We start from the raw sequence: 16,881 nt of genomic DNA on the forward strand, positions 1-16,881 counted from the left end.
GACCTTCCGCAGTCTGCAGCCGGCAGGGTTTCCATGGAGCATTTCCGCAATATCGGCATCATCGGGCGCCTGGGCAGCTCGCAGGTGCTGGACACCATTCGTCGCCTGAAGCGCTTCCTGGTGGAGCGGCACCTGCATGTGATTCTCGACGAGAGCATCGCCGAAGTGCTGCCCGGCCACGGCATGCAGACCTGCACGCGCAAGCTGCTCGGCGAGATCTGCGATCTGGTCATCGTGGTCGGCGGCGACGGCAGCCTGCTCGGCGCCGCCCGCGCCATGGCCCGCCACGGCACCCCGGTGCTGGGCATCAACCGCGGCAGTCTCGGCTTTCTCACCGACATCCGCCCCGACGAGCTGGAGACCAAGGTCAGCGAGGTGCTGGAAGGCCGCTACCTGCTGGAGAGCCGCTTCCTGCTCGAGGCGCTGGTGCGCCGCGGCGAGGAGTCCATCGGCCAGAGCGATGCGCTCAACGACGTGGTGCTGCACCCGGGCAAGTCGACGCGGATGATCGAGTTCGAACTGTTCATCGACGGCCAGTTCGTCTGCAGCCAGAAGGCCGACGGCCTGATCGTCGCCACCCCCACCGGTTCCACCGCCTATTCGCTGTCGGCGGGTGGGCCGATCATGCATCCCAAACTGGATGCCATCGTCATCGTGCCGATGTATCCGCATACCCTGTCCAGTCGACCGATCGTGGTCGACGGCAACAGCGAGCTGAAGGTGGTGGTGGCCTCGGACATGCAGATCTATCCGCTGGTGTCCTGCGATGGGCAGAACCACTTCACCTGCGCACCCGGCGATACCCTGACCATCCGCAAGAAGGCGCAGAAGCTGAAGCTGATCCACCCGCTCGACCACAACTACTACGAAGTCTGTCGGACCAAGCTGGGTTGGGGCAGTCGTCTCGGAGGGCACGACTAGTGCTGCTGGACCCGACGCGCAGCTACGACCTGATTGGCGATGTGCATGGCTGCGCGCGCGCTCTCGAGCGGCTGTTGTCCGGCCTCGGCTATCGTCGTCAGGGCGGCGTCTGGCGTCATCCGCAGCGCATGGTGCTGTTTCTCGGCGACATCCTCGACCGTGGCCCGCACATTCGCGAGGCGATGCACCTGGTCCACGACATGGTGGTCAATGGTCAGGCGCTGTGCCTGCTCGGCAACCACGAGTGGTATGCCCTCGGCTGGACCACGCCGGGACTGCCGGGGAGTGGTCGCGAGTTTGCCCGCGAGCACAGTTCGCGCAATGAGCGGCTGATCCGCGAGACCCTCGCGCAGTTCGAGGATTACCCGCGCGACTGGCACGACTTTCTCGACTGGATGTACGAGTTGCCGCTGTTTCTCGATGGCGGACGCTTTCGCCTGGTGCATGCCTGCTGGGATGCCGAGCTGATCGCGCGCCTGCGCGAGCAGCATCCCGACGGGCGCATCGACCGCGCCTTCGTGCAGCAGGCCGGCGATCCGCGCAGTTTCGCTGCCCACTGTTTCCAGCGCCTGCTGCGCGGCATCGACATGCCGCTGCCGCGTGGCCTGACCCTGACCAGCAGCGACGGCTTCACCCGCTCGGTGTTCCGCACCAAGTTCTGGGAGAGCGATCCGCAGACCTACGGCGACATCGTGTTCCAGCCCGATGCGCTGCCCGACGAGGTGGCCAACCTGCCGCTGAGCAATGCGCAGAAGGCCGCGCTGCTGCGTTACGGTGAGGACGAGCCGATGCTGTTCGTCGGCCACTACTGGTGCAACGGCACTCCGGCGCCGCTGCGCCCCAACCTGGCCTGTCTAGACTACAGCGCGGTGCGCCGTGGCAAACTGGTGGCCTACCGCCTGGATCAGGAAACCCGCCTGGACCCCAACAAGTTCTTCTGGGTCGAGGTCAAGCGCCTGGAGGCCGACACATGAGTCCGGTGGCCGCCCTGCGCCTGCCTCTGGCCGAGGATCTGGGCGCCTTCGTCGCCCTGCTGCAGCGCCTCGGCGTGCCGCACCGGGTCAGCGAGGAGTCCGGCGAGCAGGTGCTCTGGGTGCCGGACGAGACGCTGGCCCTGCGCGTGCGCGAGCTGTATGCCGAATACCCGGCCGGCATCGTCGGCAGCGAACGACTGCAGCTGGCAGATCCTGCCGGCTCGGCCGGGTCCGCCGTGCTGGCCAGGCTACTCAGCCTGCCGGTGACCGCGCTGGTGCTGCTGGCGACCTTCGCCGTGGCGCTGGCCAGCTGGTTCGGCGACAACCTGCAACTGGTCAGCTGGCTGACCTTCACCGATTTCCGCGTCGCGGGCGACTACGCCTACTTCCTGCCGCTGGCCGACAGCCTGGCCGCCGGTCAGTGGTGGCGGCCGTTCAGTCCGATGCTGGTGCACTTCGGCGTGCTGCACCTGGCGATGAACAGCCTGTGGTTCTGGGAGCTGGGGCGACGCATCGAGTGGCGCCAGGGCAGCCTGATGCTGCTCGGCTTGACCCTGCTGTACAGCCTGGTATCCAACGTGGCGCAGTACGTCTTCGGCGGGCCGGCGATCTTCGGCGGTCTGTCCGGTGTGCTCTACGGTCTGCTCGGCCACTGCTGGCTGTTCCAGCGTCTGGCGCCCAATCCACATTTCCGCCTGCCGCCCGGCGTGGTCGGCATGATGCTGATCTGGCTGCTGGTCTGCCTGAGCGGGCTGATCGGTGCGCTGGGCTTCGGCGAGATCGCCAACGCCGCCCATGTCGGCGGTCTGCTGGTCGGCTGCGTGACCGGCGTGCTGGGCGGCCTGCTGGCGCGCCGACAGCGCTAAAATCAAACTTTCTTCCTGGGAGACACGCGATGGCGTCCTTTGCCGAAATGATCGAGAACATCACCCCCGAGATCTACCAGAGCCTCAAGCTCGCCGTGGAGATCGGCAAGTGGCCGGACGGCCGCAAGCTCACCCAGGAGCAGAAGGAGCTGACCCTGCAGGCGATGATCGCCTGGGAGATGCAGAACCTGCCCGAGGAGGAGCGCACCGGCTACATGGGCCCGCAGGAGTGCACCTCCAAGTCCTTCGAAGTGCCGAACATCCTGTTCAAGTCCTCGGATACCCTGCACTGATGACTGAGCTCGGACGCGGCGCGCTGACCAAGATGGCGGTGCGCCTGGACGCCCCGGTGCAGTACAGCCTGCGCCTGGGTGACGCCGAGGTGGCGGTCAACCCGCTGATCGGCAAGACCCTGCGCCTGGAGTACCTCGGCGCCATCCACTGCACCCACTGCGGGCGCAAGACCAACAAGAGCTTCAGCCAGGGCTACTGCTACCCGTGCTTCAAGAAGCTGGCGCAGTGCGACAGCTGCATCGTCAGCCCGGAGAAGTGCCACTACGAGGCCGGCACCTGCCGCGAGCCGAGCTGGGGCGAGCAGTTCTGCATGGCCGACCATGTGGTCTACCTGGCCAACTCCTCCGGCGTGAAGGTCGGCATCACCCGCGCCACCCAGCTGCCGACCCGCTGGCTCGACCAGGGCGCCAGCCAGGCGCTGCCGATCCTGCGCGTGGCCACCCGCCTGCAGTCCGGCCTGGTCGAAGACCTGCTGCGCAGCCAGGTGGCCGACCGCACCAACTGGCGCGCGCTGCTCAAGGGCGACGCCGCGCCGGTCGATCTGCCGGCGGTGCGCGAGCAACTGTTCGATACTTGCCAGGCCGGCCTCGAGGCCCTGCAGCAGCGCTTCGGCCTGCAGGCGATCCAGCCGCTGGCGGATGCCGGGGTGCTGGAGATGCGCTATCCGGTCGCGGCCTATCCGGCCAAGATCACCAGCTTCGATCTGGACAAGAACCCGCTGGTCGAGGGCACACTGCAGGGCATCAAGGGCCAGTACCTGATCTTCGATACCGGCGTGATCAACATTCGCAAGTACACGGCCTACCAGCTGGCCGTGCAGCAACTCTAAGGAAGCCAGACATGCGCAGCGAACAACCGAAGACTGTCTATCTCAAGGATTATCGGGCCCCCGACTACCTGATCGACGAGACCCACCTGACCTTCGAGCTGTTCGAGGACCACACCCTGGTCCATGCGCAACTGGTCATGCGCCGCAACCCGCAAGCCGGCAGCGGCCTGCCGCCGCTGGTGCTCGACGGCCAGCAGCTCGAACTGCTGTCGCTGGCGGTGGACGACGTGCCGCTGGGCGAGGGCGACTACCAGCAGGACGACAGCCACCTGACCCTGCAGCCGACCCGCAGCGAGTTCGTCATCGACAGCAGCGTGCGCATCCACCCGGAAAGCAACACCGCGCTGGAAGGCCTGTACAAGTCCGGCGGCATGTTCTGCACCCAGTGCGAGGCCGAGGGTTTCCGCAAGATCACCTTCTACCTCGACCGCCCGGACGTGATGAGCAAGTTCACCACCACGGTGAGCGCGGCGCAGAGGGATTATCCGGTGCTGCTGTCCAACGGCAACCCGATCGCCAGCGGCCACGAAGAGGACGGCCGCCACTGGGCCACCTGGCAGGACCCGTTCAGGAAGCCGGCCTACCTGTTCGCCCTGGTCGCCGGCGACCTGTGGTGCATCGAGGACAGCTTCCGGACCATGAGCGGCCGCGACGTCGCCCTGCGCATCTACGTCGAGCCGGAGAACATCGGCAAGCTGCAGCACGGCATGGACAGCCTGAAGAAGTCGATGAAGTGGGACGAGGAGGTCTACGGCCGCGAATACGACCTGGACATCTTCATGATCGTCGCGGTCAACGACTTCAACATGGGCGCCATGGAGAACAAGGGCCTCAACATCTTCAACTCCAGCTGCGTGCTGGCCCACCCGGAAACCGCCACCGACGCCGCCCACCAGCGTGTCGAGGCGGTGGTCGCCCACGAATACTTCCACAACTGGTCGGGCAACCGCGTCACCTGCCGCGACTGGTTCCAGCTGTCGCTGAAGGAAGGCTTCACCGTGTTCCGCGACGCCGAGTTCTCGGCCGACATGAACTCGCGCACGGTCAAGCGCATCGAGGACGTCGCCTTCCTGCGCACCCAGCAGTTCGCCGAGGACGCCGGTCCGATGGCCCATCCGGTACGCCCGGACGCCTACATGGAGATCTCCAACTTCTACACCCTGACCATCTACGAGAAGGGCGCGGAAGTGCTGCGCATGATCCACACCCTGCTCGGCGCCGAGGCGTTCCGCCAGGGCTCGGATCTGTACTTCGACCGCCACGACGGCCAGGCGGTGACCTGCGATGACTTCATCCAGGCCATGGAGGACGCCAGCGGCGTCGACCTCGGCCAGTTCAAGCGCTGGTACACCCAGTCGGGCACCCCGCGCCTGGTGGTGGAGGAGGCCTACGACCCGGTCGCCCATACCTACAGCCTGACCTTCCGGCAGAGCTGCCCGCCGACCCCGGGCCAGGAGCACAAGCAGCCCTTCGTTATCCCGGTGGCCATGGGCCTGCTCGACGCCCACGGCCACGAACTGCCGCTGCGCCTGGCCGGCGAGGCGGTGGCGGACGGCACTTCGCGCGTGCTGGCGGTGACCGAGGCCGAGCAGCACTTCACCTTCGTCGATGTCGCCCACAAGCCGCTGCCCTCGCTGCTGCGCGGCTTCTCCGCGCCGGTCAAGCTGAGCTTCCCCTACAGCCGCGACCAGCTGATGTTCCTCATGCAGCACGACTCCGACGGCTTCAACCGCTGGGAGGCGGGCCAGCAGCTCAGCGTGCAGGTGCTGCAGGAGCTGGTCGACCAGCAGCAGCGCGACGAGGCGCTGAGCCTCGATCCGCGCCTGATCGCGGCGCTGCGCAGCGTGCTGGCCGATGAAAGCCTGGATGCGGCGATGGTCGCCGAGATGCTCTCGCTGCCGGCCGAGGCCTACCTCGCCGAGCTGAGCGAGGTGGCCGACGTCGACGCCATCCACGCCGCCCGCGAATTCGCCCGTGCACAGATCTGCGCCGAGCTGTTCGACCTGCTGTGGGCGCGCTACCAGGCCTGCCGCGAGCAGTCGCGCAGCACGCCGTACGCCGCCGACGCCGCGCAGATCGCCCGGCGCAGCCTGCAGAACATCGCCCTGTCCTACCTGGCGCTGGCCGGCAGCGACGAGGTGGTCGACGTCTGCGAGGAGCAGTTCGAGCATGCCGACAACATGACCGAGCGCCTGGCCGCCATGGCCGTGCTGGTCAACTCGCCGTTCGAGTCGGAGAAGGCTACGGCGCTGGCCAAGTTCGCCGACTACTTCAAGGACGACGCGCTGGTCATGGACCAGTGGTTCAGCGTGCAGGCCGGCAGCCCGCTGCCCGGCGGTCTGGAGCGGGTCGAGGCGCTGATGCACCACCCGGCCTTCACCCTGAAGAACCCCAACAAGGTGCGCGCGCTGATCGGCGCCTTCGCCAACCAGAACCACGTCAACTTCCATCGCCTCGACGGCGCCGGCTACCGCTTCCTCGCCGACCAGGTGATCGCCCTCAACGCCCTCAACCCGCAGATCGCTTCCCGCCTGCTGACCCCGCTGACCCGCTGGCGCAAGTTCGACAGCGCCCGCCAGGCGCTGATGCGCGGCGAACTGGAGCGCATCCTGGCCAGCGGCGAGCTGTCCAGCGACGTGTTCGAGGTGGTGAGCAAGAGCCTGGTCTGATCGGTCCAGGGCAGGCCAAGGCCGCGTCGGCACTGCTGTGTCGGCGCGGCCTTGGCGTTTCTGCCTTGGCGTTTCTAGAGAGTGGGCTCAGCCGCCGAACAGCTCCACCAGCCAGTCGATGAACACCCGCAGGCGCGGGGTCAGGTGGCGGTGGTGGGGGTAGAGCACGGTCATCGGCAGCGGCGGCGGGCGGTGCTGGGGCAGCAGCTCGACCAGGCTGCCGGCGGCGAGCTGGCGCTGCACGTGGTAGTGCGGCACCTGGACGATGCCCAGCCCGGCCTCGCAGGCTGCCACGTAGGACTCGCCGTTGTTGACCGCCAGGCAGGCCGGCAGGGTGTAGGGCACCAGCCGGCCAGCGACGCTGAACTCCAGCGGTTGCAGGCGGCCGCTGGTGGCCGACAGGTAGTCGACGCACTGGTGCCCGTCGAGCTGCTCGAGGCTGGTCGGCAGGCCGTGGCGGGACAGGTAGCCGGCGCTGGCGCAGGTCAGCTGGCGCAGCGGCGGCAGGGCGCGGGCGACCAGGGTGGAATCGTTCAGCTCGCCGATACGCACCACGCAGTCGACGCCTTCGCGCACCAGGTCGATCATCCGGTCGCCGATGCCGATTTCCAGGACGATCTCCGGGTAGCGTGCGTAGAAGTCCGGCAGGGCCGGGATCACCACCAGTCGGCCGAGCGAGGCGGGCAGGTCGATCTTCAGACGGCCGCGCGGGTGCTGCGCACTGCGTGAGAACACGCTTTCCGCTTCCTCGATCTCGCCGAGGATATTCAGGCAGTGCTGGTAGTAGGAGCGCCCGTCGAGGGTGGCGCTGACCTGGCGGGTGGTGCGCTGCAGCAGGCGGGCGCCCAGATGGCTTTCCAGCTGCTTGATCAGCGCGGTCGCCGAGGCGCGCGACATCGCCAGCTGCTCGGCCGCCTTGCTGAAGCTGCCGAGTTCGACGATGCGCACAAACAGCTGCATGGCCTGCAAACGGTCCATGGTTGATCCGATTGTTCTTTAGGTCCGAATAGTGTTGCCAGTTTGGCCGGCTTTATCAATTCGCGGGCTGACAATAAGGTTGCAGCATCGCCGGCCCCATGAGCTGGCTGGCATGCTTGGTTGGAGCACCCAGAATGAAGCGCAGCACTATCCAGCAGGATTTTTCGATTTCGGCCGTCACGGCCGGCTTTCTCGCCGTACTGATCTCCTATTCAGGTCCGTTGATCATCTTCTTCCAGGCCGCGCAGAGCGCCGAGGTCTCCACGGCGCTGATGACCTCCTGGGTCTGGGCTATCTCCATCGGCGCGGCGCTGTCCGGCATCCTGCTCAGCTGGTGGCTCAAGGTGCCGGTGGTCACCGCCTGGTCCGCTCCCGGTACGGCGCTGCTGGTCACCCTGTTCCCCGAGCTCAGCCTCAATCAGGCGGTGGGCGCCTACATCACCGCGGCGGTGGCGATTTTCCTGATCGGCGTTAGCGGCTACTTCGACCGGATCGTCCAGGCCATCCCCAAGGGCATCGCCTGCGCGATGATGGCCGGCATCCTGTTCCAATTCGGTGTGGGCGCGTTCCAGGCGGTGGAAGGCATGCCGGCCCTGGCGCTCGGCATGATCGGCGCCTACCTGCTGCTCAAGCGCCTGTTTCCCCGCTATTGCCTGGTGCTGCTGCTGATCGTCGGCGTGGCCCTGTCCGTCGGCCTGGAGGGCGCCAACCTGCAGGGCATCGAGCTGAGCCTGGCCATCCCGGTGTTCATCGCGCCGGAGTGGACCTGGAGCGCCACCCTGAGCCTGGCCATCCCGCTGGTGCTGGTCAGCCTGACCGGGCAGTTCCTGCCCGGCATGGCCATCCTGCGTAGCTCGGGCTACCACACCCCGGCCAAGCCGCTGATCGCCGTCACCGGCCTGGCCTCGCTGGCGGTCGCCTGCTTCGGCGGCATCACCATCGTCATCGCCGCGATCACCGCGGCCCTGTGCACCGGCAAGGATGCCCACGAGAATCCCGACAAGCGCTACGTCGCCGGGATCGCCAACGGCGTGTTCTACCTGCTCGGCGGCTGCTTCGCCGGCACCATCATCCTGCTGTTCACCTCCATGCCCAAGGCCTTCGTCGCCGTGCTGGCCGGGCTGGCGCTGATCGGCGCCATCACCAGCAACGTGATGGGCGCGGTACACGAGGCGGAGCACCGTGAGGCGTCGATGATCACCTTCCTGGCCACGGCCTCCGGGATGAGTTTCTTCGGCCTGGGCTCGGCCTTCTGGGGCGTGGTGCTCGGCTCGCTGGCCTACCTGATCCTGCACAAGTCGGGCTGGCTGCCGCGCAAAGCCCCGGCGGCCGGGCTGGTGGTGCCAAGCAAGGACTGAGCCGGCGCAGGGTGACGAGGGGCGTGCACGCTTTGCGATGGGCAGGTTTGGCGAAATTGGCTGATGGCACCGGCGACATGGCCCGCCATAGGCTAAAAGGATATGAGGTGGAGCGCGTTATGCCGATTGCGCAGAAGGACGGCGTGGCACGCCCCTCGGACGCCTGGCGCTCGCCGGAAGCGACCATCCTCATCCCCAGGAGCACCTCCATGTCGCAGAAGATTGCAGGAAATGGCTTTCTCGCCCTCGCGGTAGCCGCCGCGCTGGGCCTGTCTTCGGTGGTTCAGGCCGAGATACTGATCGGCGTGGCTGGCCCCCACACCGGCCCCAGCGCCGCGATCGGCGAGCAGTACTGGCGTGGGGCGAGCCAGGCGGCGGCCGACATCAATGCCGCCGGCGGCATCAACGGCGAGCCGATCAAGCTGGTCAAGGGCGACGACGCCTGCGAGCCGAAACAGGCGGTGGCGGTGGCCAACCGCCTGGTCGACCAGGACAAGGTCGCCGGGGTGATCGGCCACTTCTGCTCTTCCTCCACCATCCCGGCCTCCGCGGTGTACGACGAGGCGGCCGTGCTGATGATCACCCCCGGCTCGACCAACCCGGTGGTCACCGACCGGCGCCTCAACGTGGTGTTCCGCATGTGCGGCCGCGACGACCAGCAGGGCCAGGTCGCCGCCGACTTCATCGTCGACACCCTGAAGGGCGCGCGGGTGGCGATCATCCATGACAAGGACACCTACGGTCAGGGCATCGCCAATGCCGCCAAGGCCCAGCTCAACAAGCGCGGTGTCACCGAGGTGCTCTACGAGGGCCTGACCCGTGGCGAGAAGGACTTCAACGCGCTGGTCACCAAGCTGCGTGGCGCCAACGTCGACGTGGTCTACTTCGGCGGCCTGCATCCGGAGGCCGGCCCGCTGCTGCGGCAGATGCGCGAGCAGGGCCTGAACGCCCACTTCGTCTCCGGCGATGGTGTGGTCACCGACGAGCTGGTCACCACCGCCGGCGGCCCGCAGTACGTCAAGGGTGCCTACATGACCTTCGGTGCCGACCCGCGCAAGATTCCCGAGGGCCAGGCGGTGGTCGAGAAGCTGCGCGCCGGCGGCTACGAGCCGGAGGGCTACACTCTGTACGCCTATGCCTCGCTGCAGGCGATGGCGGCGGCCTTCAACGGCGTCGGCTCGGCAGACGCCGAGGAGGCCAGCGCCTGGCTGAAGAGCCATTCGGTGCCGACCGTGATGGGCAGCAAGGCCTGGGATCGCAAGGGCGACCTCAAGGTCAGCGACTACGTGCTCTACCAGTGGGACGACCAGGGCAAGTATCACCAGCTGCCGTGAGGCGAGTCCGCTAAAGGCGGGCATCTCCGATCCGCAGGGTGGAAAACCCGTGCAGCGGTTTTTCCACCCTGCGGTGCTGCCGGCCCGACCTCGTGGCGACGCTCTTGCGCGGGTGGCGGGCCTTGGGGCCGCACCACGGCAAGGGCGCGCCTCCCACAGCTCCCCACTGAGGCGACACGCATGGACGGCATCTTCCTGCAGCAGCTGATCAACGGGCTGACCCTCGGCGCGGTCTACGGGCTGATCGCCATCGGCTATACCATGGTCTACGGCATCATCGGCATGATCAATTTCGCCCACGGCGAGGTGTACATGATCAGCGCCTATCTGTCGGCCATCGGTCTGGCGCTGCTGAGCTTCTTCGGCCTGGAATCCTTTCCGCTGCTGATCTTCGGCACCCTGCTGTTCACCGTCTGCGTCACCGGCCTGTACGGCTGGGTGATCGAGCGCATCGCCTACAAGCCGCTGCGCAACTCCACCCGCCTGGCGCCGCTGATCAGCGCCATCGGCATCTCGCTGATCCTGCAGAACTACGTGCAGATCAGCCAGGGCGCGCGCCAGCAGGGCGTGCCGACCCTGCTCGATGGCGCCTTCCGCGTCGCCATCGGCGAGGGTTTCCTGCAGATCAGCTACACCAAGGTGTTCATCCTGATCGCCGCCTTCGCCGGCATGGCCGCGCTGACCTGGGTGATTCGCTACACCAAGCTCGGCCGCATGTGCCGGGCCACCCAGCAGGACCGCAAGATGGCGCAGATCCTCGGCATCGACACCGACCGGGTGATTTCCGCCGTGTTCGTCATCGGCGCCGCCATGGCCGCGCTGGCCGGCGTGCTGATCACCATGAACTACGGCACCTTCGATTTCTACGCCGGCTTCGTCATCGGCATCAAGGCGTTCACCGCCGCGGTGCTCGGCGGCATCGGCTCGCTGCCCGGGGCGATGCTCGGCGGGCTGATCCTCGGCGTCGCCGAGGCGCAGTTCTCCGGGCTGGTCAACACCGACTACAAGGACGTGTTCAGCTTCTCGCTGCTGGTGCTGATCCTGATCTTCCGCCCGCAAGGACTCCTGGGTAGGCCCCAGGTGGCGAAGGTGTGAGCATGCCGGCCGCTTCCTCCCTGAACCTGCGCCATGCCCTGCTGGACAGCCTGTTCGCCGGGCTGATCGCCCTGGTGGTGTTCGGCCCCATCGTCGGCGTGGTGCTCGATGGCTACCGTTTCAACCTGCAGCCGGTGCGCGTCGCCTGGATCGTCGGTACGGTGATGTGCGGTCGCCTGCTGCTCAGCCTGCTCCTGCAGACGGCGCCAGCTCGGATCTGGATGCAGCGCTTCGAGGGCAGCGGCGCGGGCGTCCACGTGCTGGCGCCGGAGCACCGCTCGCGGCTGCGCTGGATCGTCCCGCTGGTGTTGCTGGCGGCGCTGGTCTTCCCGTTCTTCGCCAGCAAGTACCTGCTTACCGTGGTCATCCTCGGCCTGATCTACGTGCTGCTCGGCCTCGGCCTCAACATCGTGGTCGGCCTCGCCGGGCTGCTCGATCTGGGCTACGTGGCCTTCTACGCCATCGGCGCCTACGGCCTGGCGCTGGGCTACGAGTACCTCGGCCTCGGCTTCTGGAGCGTGCTACCGCTGGCTGCACTGCTCGCCGCGCTGGCCGGGGCACTGCTCGGCTTCCCGGTGCTGCGCATGCACGGCGACTACCTGGCCATCGTCACCCTCGGCTTCGGCGAGATCATCCGCCTGGTGCTGAACAACTGGCTGTCGTTCACCGGCGGACCGAACGGCATGCCGGTGCCGGCGCCGACCCTGCTCGGCCTGGAGTTCGGCAGGCGGGCGAAGGAGGGCGGCGTGCCGATCCACGAGTTCCTCGGCATTCCCTACGATCCCAACCTCAAGTTCGTGTTCATCTACGCGGTGCTGCTGCTCACCGTGCTGCTGGTGCTGCACGTCAAGGGCCGCCTGACGCGCATGCCGATCGGCCGCGCCTGGGAGGCGCTGCGCGAGGACGAGATCGCCTGCCGCGCGCTGGGCCTCAACCACGTGCTGGTCAAGCTGTCGGCGTTCATGCTCGGCGCCTCCACCGCCGGGCTGGCCGGAGTGTTCTTCGCCAGCTACCAGGGCTTCGTCAACCCGAGCTCGTTCACCTTCTTCGAGTCGGCGCTGATCCTCGCCATCGTCGTGCTCGGCGGCATGGGCTCGACCCTCGGCGTGGTGCTCGCCGCCTTCGTGCTGACCGTGGCGCCGGAGCTGCTGCGCACCTTCGCCGACTACCGGGTGCTGCTGTTCGGCATGCTCATGGTGCTGATGATGATCTGGCGTCCGCGCGGGCTGATCCGCATCAGCCGCCGCGGCTTCGCCCCGCGGCCGGGAGTGGCGCCATGACCGGGGAGCACGTGCTCAGCGTCGCCCACCTGTCCATGCAGTTCGGCGGCATCCGCGCCCTGCACGACGTCAGCCTCGGCGTGCAGCGTGGCTCGATCACCGCGCTGATCGGCCCCAACGGCGCCGGCAAGACCACCCTGTTCAACTGCCTGACCGGCTTCTACCGCGCCAGCGGCGGCAGCATCCGCCTGTATACCCGCGGTATGGCCACCGACGTGCTGCAGGTGCTCGGCGAACCGTTCCAGCTGGGCGACTTCGTGCGCCCGCGGCAGTTCGCCAGCCGCCTGTGGTACAAGCTGTTCGGCGGCACCCACCGGGTCAACCGCGCCGGCCTGGCGCGTACCTTCCAGAACATCCGCCTGTTCCGCGAGATGTCGGTGCTGGAGAACCTGCTGGTGGCCCAGCACCTGTGGCTGAACCGCAGCCTGCTGGCCGGGGTGCTCAACACCCCGGGCTTTCGCCGCGCCGAGGAACAGGCGTTGGCGCATGCCTTCTACTGGCTGGAGCTGGTCGATCTGGTCGACTGCGCCAACCGCCTGGCCGGCGAACTGTCCTACGGCCAGCAGCGCCGCCTGGAGATCGCCCGCGCCATGTGCACGCGGCCGCAGCTGCTGTGTCTGGACGAGCCGGCCGCCGGCCTCAACCCGGCCGAGACCGCGGCGCTCGGTGCGATCATCCGTACCCTGCGCGACACGCACCAGCTCAGCGTGCTGCTGATCGAGCACGACATGGGCATGGTGATGGGCATTTCCGACCACATCGTGGTGCTCGACCACGGCGAGGTGATCGCCGCGGGCGCGCCGGCGGCGATCCGCAGCGACCCCAAGGTGATCGCCGCCTACCTGGGCGCCGACGAGGAGGAGCCGGCATGAGCGTGCCGCTGCTGGAGCTGCGCGACGTCGACCTGTACTACGGGCCGGTGCAGGCCCTGCGCCGGGTCTGCCTGCACGTCGACGAGGGCGAGACGGTCTGCCTGATCGGCGCCAACGGCGCCGGCAAGTCGAGCCTGTTGATGTCGATCTTCGGCCAGCCGCGCGCCAGCGCCGGGCAGATCCTCCTGCGCGGCGAGGACATCACCGGCAGATCCGCCCACCACGTCGCCGCCAGCGGCGTGGCCCAGTCCCCGGAGGGCCGGCGGGTGTTCCCGGACATGAGCGTGGAGGAGAACCTGCTGATGGGCACCATCACCATCGGCGACCGGCATGCCGACGAGGACCTGCGGCGCATGTTCGAGCTGTTCCCGCGCTTGCTCGAGCGGCGCAACCAGCGCGCCATGACCCTCTCCGGCGGCGAGCAGCAGATGCTCGCCATCGCCCGTGCGTTGATGAGCCGGCCCAAGCTGCTGCTGCTCGACGAACCCTCGCTGGGCCTGGCGCCCATCGTGGTCAAGCAGATCTTCCAGATCCTCCGCGAACTGGCCGCCGGCGGCATGACCCTGTTCCTCGTCGAGCAGAACGCCAACCATGCGCTCAAGCTCTCCGACCGCGGCTACGTGCTGGTCAACGGCGAGATTCGCCTTTCCGGCACGGGCGCGGAGCTGCTGGGCAATCCCGAGGTGCGCAGCGCCTATCTGGGCGGGCACTGACTCGCAGGCGGTTGAAAAACTACCTGCGTCGCCGATGCTGGGTCAAAAGCAGCCTGCTAGTCGGCAATCTCCGCTTCGACCAGCTGCGCCAGCAGCAGGAGCGACTCCTGCCAGCCGAGATAGCAGGATTCCGCCGGGATCGCCTCGGGTATCCCCTCCTGCACGATGCTCAGCTCGGTCCCGCAGGACACCCCCTTCAGGGTGACCGTCGTCTGCATGGTGCCGGGCAGGTTCGGATCGTCGAAGCGGTCGCTGTTGCGGATGAGCTCGTTGGGTACCAGCTCGAGGTATTCGCCGCCGAAGGATTGGCTCTGGCCGGTGCTGAAGTTGGTGAACGACATCCGGTAGGTTCCGCCGACCCGGGCATCCAGCTGATGCACCTTGGCGGTGAAGCCGTGGGGAGGCAGCCACTTGACCAGGGCCTCGGCGTCCAGGTAGGCGCGATAGATTCGCTCGGGCGGCGCCCGCAGTACGCGGTGCAGGCGGACGGTGTGGGTCGGCATAGGGATTTTTCCTGTCGTTGGCTATGGCCTGCAGGCGGGTCACTGGCTCTCGATGAACGCCTTTGCCTGCACCAGTTCGCTACGCTCGGTGTCGCGCTTGGCGGTGATCTCCAGCAACTTGCGGTAGTAGTCCGCAGCCGCCTGGCGGTTGCCGCTGGCCTCCGCCGCGCGGGCCGCGCCGTAAATGCCGCGCAGGCGTTGCGGATCGCGCTTGAGCGAGCGCTCGAACTCCGCCAGCGCCTGGGTCGGCTGGTTGGTGATGAGCAGCACCTCGCCCAGCAGCTCGCGCGAGGGCACCACGTTTCCCGGAGTGACCGGGTGCTTGTCGCTGGCCTCCTCGGCCTCTGCAGCGGCGCGCATCAAGCGCAGCGCCTCGTCGTTGCGCCCGTCTGCCAGGGCGATCCAGGCATTCACGGTCTGCACTTGCACATCCGTCTGGCCCGCCCAGTAGCTGTTGTTGGCCGCCGTCAGCGCGGCCTTGAGCGCTTCCAGACGGCTGACATCCTCGCGCGCCGCGGCGACGTCGCCGCTGCGCGCCGCGCCCAGGCCACGGGCGAACACCAGGATGGCCTCCGACTGCGGGAACTTGTGCCAGGCGAGATCGCCGGGGGTGAGCTTGAGCTGGGCCGCCTGCTTCCAGTCGCCGCGTTCGAGGGCGAAGCGGGACGGAATCGCGGCGAATGCGTAGGCGGCGACAAAGTTCTCCACGTTCACCTTGCTGATCGCCGCCGCCTCATCCAGCAGCGCCTTGGCGGCATTGTCCTGCGCCTGCTGGAGATGGCCGAACACCATGTAGTCCATCGCATGCAGGGCGTCGTAGGCGCCGATGCCGAGCGTCGATTCCTTGAGTTCGGCCTTGGCCGCTAGGTACGAGGCGCGGTCGCCTTCGACCATCTCCGGCCACAGACCGACGCGCGAGAAAATGTGCGAAGGCATGTGCAGCGCATGCGGCACCGAGGGGGCAATGGCGGCGTAGGCACGCGCATAGGGCAGGCCTTTCTCGGCCAGTTCGGCATAGTCGTAGGTGTGGATCAGGTAGTGCGCCACGCCGGGGTGGTTGGGGTATTTCTTGAACAGCGGCTCGAGAATGGCCGCCGCCTTGAGCTGGTTGGTGAAGCTCTTGTCGGTGGGCGATGCCGTGATGTTGAGCGCGAGGGCGTAGAGAATCCGCGCCTCATCATCCTCCGGATATTGGCGGGTCACCCCCTCCATGGCTTTTTCGTAGGCCAGCGCCCGCGGGCGGAATTCGCTGGTCTGCCAGTCCTTGAGGAGCAGGGCGAGGGCGCCGATGTAGGCGTTTTCCCGTTCGCTCTTGGCGCCAACGCGCTGGGCCTCCGCTGCGGCTGGCGCGCCTGCCGCGGCAGCGTTGGGGTTGGCCGCCCAGGTGTAGGGGTTGCCCATCGACATGAAGGCGATGCCCCAGTGCGCCATGCCACACCCGGGGTCGTGCTCCAGCACCTTGGCAAAGGCGACCTTCGCCGGGTCGAACCAGAACGAATGGAACAGCGCCATCGCCCGGTTGAACTCCTTTTGCGCGTCGGCGCTGCAGGAGACCGGGAAGTTCACCTCGCCGAGCTTCTCGGCGGTCGCATTCAGCGGGGTGTCCGCGCCGTACAGCCATGCCGGACTCGCCGTGGCAACTGCCAGAGAAAAAGTGAGCGCCATCAGTCGTGCGGTTTTCATTCGTCACCTCCACTGGCGGCAGGTTGAGCGAAGAGTGGACGAGAGGGTGCTCCGGACGATCTCGGCTTGGGAGGGGATAGCACCCAATGCAACTGATCAGGCTAGCAGTTGACCGGTGAGGCGATGGATCGTGTAGGGATTTGAACGGCCCGGGTTATTCTGTCCGTGCAGGCCCCGCGCTCAGTCGCACTTCACTTCTTCCTTGAACTCGTCGTGCTTGACGTCCTGCTTCACCCGGCAGCGGCCGTCGCGGAACTCGTCCTTCCACTCGCCGCGCCACCAGGCGCCGCGACCGTCCTTGCACTTGATCTCGCGCTTGAACTCGTCGTGCTTGGATTCGAGCTTCACCCGGCAGGGACCATCGCGGAATTCTTCCTTGCGCTCGCCCTCCCAGCAGTCGCGCCACCAGCGGCGGTCGTCGTAGCGGGTGTGGTCGGCGTAGGCCGCAGTGTGGAGGACGAGGGCGCCCAGGCCGAGCAGTGTCAGTCGCAGTTTGTTCATCAGTCATTCCG

16 protein-coding genes are annotated in these 16,881 nt (G+C 67.3%); 12 read left to right on the forward strand and 4 right to left on the reverse strand.

Annotation, left to right across the window (positions count from 1 at the left end):
• The first annotated feature begins 33 nt into the window (after positions 1 to 33).
• Genes BM297_RS14095 through pepN form a run of 6 tightly spaced genes read left to right on the forward strand, consistent with a single transcriptional unit; the run spans position 34 to position 6,553 of the window.
• Complete coding sequence (locus tag BM297_RS14095) at positions 34 to 921, forward strand: NAD(+) kinase (protein ID WP_092432580.1); 888 nt, start codon at positions 34 to 36, stop codon at positions 919 to 921.
• Between the two features lie 2 nt (positions 922 to 923).
• On the forward strand, positions 924 to 1,895 hold the full coding sequence (locus BM297_RS14100) for a metallophosphoesterase (RefSeq protein ID WP_092432761.1): 972 nt from the start codon (positions 924 to 926) through the stop codon (positions 1,893 to 1,895).
• Complete coding sequence (locus tag BM297_RS14105; protein ID WP_092432582.1) at positions 1,892 to 2,761, forward strand: rhomboid family intramembrane serine protease; 870 nt, start codon at positions 1,892 to 1,894, stop codon at positions 2,759 to 2,761. The genes BM297_RS14100 and BM297_RS14105 overlap by 4 nt, the downstream gene beginning before the upstream one ends.
• Positions 2,762 to 2,790: 29 nt before the next feature.
• Positions 2,791 to 3,054, forward strand: coding sequence for a YeaC family protein (locus tag BM297_RS14110; protein ID WP_092432584.1), 264 nt, complete (start codon positions 2,791 to 2,793; stop codon positions 3,052 to 3,054).
• Positions 3,054 to 3,884, forward strand: a complete 831-nt coding sequence (locus tag BM297_RS14115) for a DUF2797 domain-containing protein (protein WP_092432585.1) — start codon at positions 3,054 to 3,056, stop codon at positions 3,882 to 3,884. The genes BM297_RS14110 and BM297_RS14115 overlap by 1 nt, the downstream gene beginning before the upstream one ends.
• 11 nt (positions 3,885 to 3,895) lie before the next feature.
• On the forward strand, positions 3,896 to 6,553 hold the full coding sequence (pepN, locus tag BM297_RS14120) for an aminopeptidase N (RefSeq protein ID WP_092432587.1): 2,658 nt from the start codon (positions 3,896 to 3,898) through the stop codon (positions 6,551 to 6,553).
• Positions 6,554 to 6,640: 87 nt separating this feature from the next.
• Here pepN and BM297_RS14125 read toward each other — a convergent pair whose 3' ends face one another.
• Positions 6,641 to 7,531, reverse strand: a complete 891-nt coding sequence (locus BM297_RS14125) for a LysR family transcriptional regulator (RefSeq protein ID WP_092432588.1) — start codon at positions 7,529 to 7,531, stop codon at positions 6,641 to 6,643.
• Between the two features lie 134 nt (positions 7,532 to 7,665).
• On the opposite strand from BM297_RS14125, the gene BM297_RS14130 reads away from it, so the two are divergent.
• The 6 genes from BM297_RS14130 (at position 7,666) to BM297_RS14155 (ending at position 14,183) form a co-directional block, all read left to right on the forward strand.
• Entirely contained in the window at positions 7,666 to 8,889 is a 1,224-nt protein-coding gene (locus BM297_RS14130) for a benzoate/H(+) symporter BenE family transporter (protein WP_092432589.1), read from the forward strand.
• Between the two features lie 209 nt (positions 8,890 to 9,098).
• Complete coding sequence (locus BM297_RS14135; RefSeq protein WP_092432763.1) at positions 9,099 to 10,223, forward strand: branched-chain amino acid ABC transporter substrate-binding protein; 1,125 nt, start codon at positions 9,099 to 9,101, stop codon at positions 10,221 to 10,223.
• A 180-nt stretch (positions 10,224 to 10,403) separates the two neighbouring features.
• On the forward strand, positions 10,404 to 11,318 hold the full coding sequence (locus BM297_RS14140; RefSeq protein WP_092432591.1) for an ABC transporter permease subunit: 915 nt from the start codon (positions 10,404 to 10,406) through the stop codon (positions 11,316 to 11,318).
• 2 nt (positions 11,319 to 11,320) lie between these two features.
• Complete coding sequence (gene livM, locus BM297_RS14145) at positions 11,321 to 12,598, forward strand: high-affinity branched-chain amino acid ABC transporter permease LivM (RefSeq protein WP_092432593.1); 1,278 nt, start codon at positions 11,321 to 11,323, stop codon at positions 12,596 to 12,598.
• Positions 12,595 to 13,470, forward strand: coding sequence for an ABC transporter ATP-binding protein (locus BM297_RS14150; RefSeq protein ID WP_092432594.1), 876 nt, complete (start codon positions 12,595 to 12,597; stop codon positions 13,468 to 13,470). Before livM ends, BM297_RS14150 begins: the two co-directional genes overlap by 4 nt.
• Positions 13,467 to 14,183 (forward strand): ABC transporter ATP-binding protein, encoded by a 717-nt coding sequence (locus BM297_RS14155; RefSeq protein ID WP_092432596.1) that lies wholly within the window; start codon positions 13,467 to 13,469, stop codon positions 14,181 to 14,183. Before BM297_RS14150 ends, BM297_RS14155 begins: the two co-directional genes overlap by 4 nt.
• A 56-nt stretch (positions 14,184 to 14,239) precedes the next feature.
• Here the strand turns inward: BM297_RS14155 and BM297_RS14160 are convergent, their stop codons facing one another.
• The 3 genes from BM297_RS14160 to BM297_RS14170 form a co-directional block, all read right to left on the reverse strand.
• The gene (locus BM297_RS14160) at positions 14,240 to 14,686 is read right to left on the reverse strand and encodes an SRPBCC family protein (protein ID WP_092432599.1); all 447 of its coding nucleotides are present in this window, start codon (positions 14,684 to 14,686) and stop codon (positions 14,240 to 14,242) included.
• A 39-nt stretch (positions 14,687 to 14,725) separates the two neighbouring features.
• On the reverse strand, positions 14,726 to 16,369 hold the full coding sequence (locus BM297_RS14165) for a tetratricopeptide repeat protein (protein ID WP_092432602.1): 1,644 nt from the start codon (positions 16,367 to 16,369) through the stop codon (positions 14,726 to 14,728).
• Between the two features lie 180 nt (positions 16,370 to 16,549).
• Positions 16,550 to 16,870, reverse strand: coding sequence for a hypothetical protein (locus BM297_RS14170; protein ID WP_092432605.1), 321 nt, complete (start codon positions 16,868 to 16,870; stop codon positions 16,550 to 16,552).
• Between the last annotated feature and the right edge of the window lie 11 nt (positions 16,871 to 16,881).

The organism is Geopseudomonas sagittaria (assembly GCF_900115715.1).
Taxonomy (GTDB): Bacteria; Pseudomonadota; Gammaproteobacteria; order Pseudomonadales; family Pseudomonadaceae; genus Geopseudomonas; species Geopseudomonas sagittaria.